Here is a 396-nt window from a genome sequence, read left to right as displayed (position 1 = left end):
AGCGGATTGCCCAGCAGACCGATCATCATGGACAGCACAATGCCGAGGATGATGCCGGGCTGGGTCAGGGCGTATCTGAAGGCCTGCAGGAACTGGCCGAAGACCCCGCGGTCCGGTTTTCCGGCCGCGGGACGCCGTCCGGCAGTGACGACCAGCAGCGCGGCTATGACGAACATGAAGGACACCGCATTGAGGAAGAATGCCCAGGACGGGCCGAGGCTTGCCAGCAGGACTCCGGCGATGGCCGGGCCAATGGAGCGGGCGGCGTTGAACTGCATCGAGTTCAGTGTGATGGCGGACAGCAGGTCCTCGCGGGGCACCAGATCATTGACGAAGGACTGCCAGGAAGGCATATTGAGCCCGTTGAAGACGCCCATAAGTCCGATCAGGCAGAGC

At 63.1% G+C, this 396-nt stretch carries 1 protein-coding gene; it reads right to left on the bottom strand.

The genetic code is table 11. The features are described 5' to 3' along the window. A partial coding sequence (locus AC5RVV_RS18200; protein WP_494002738.1) for an MFS transporter occupies window positions 1–396 on the bottom strand: 396 nt, incomplete at both ends.

The organism is Arthrobacter sp. MDT2-34-1 (genome assembly GCF_059091365.1).
This window is presented reverse-complemented; position numbering and strand designations above follow the sequence as displayed.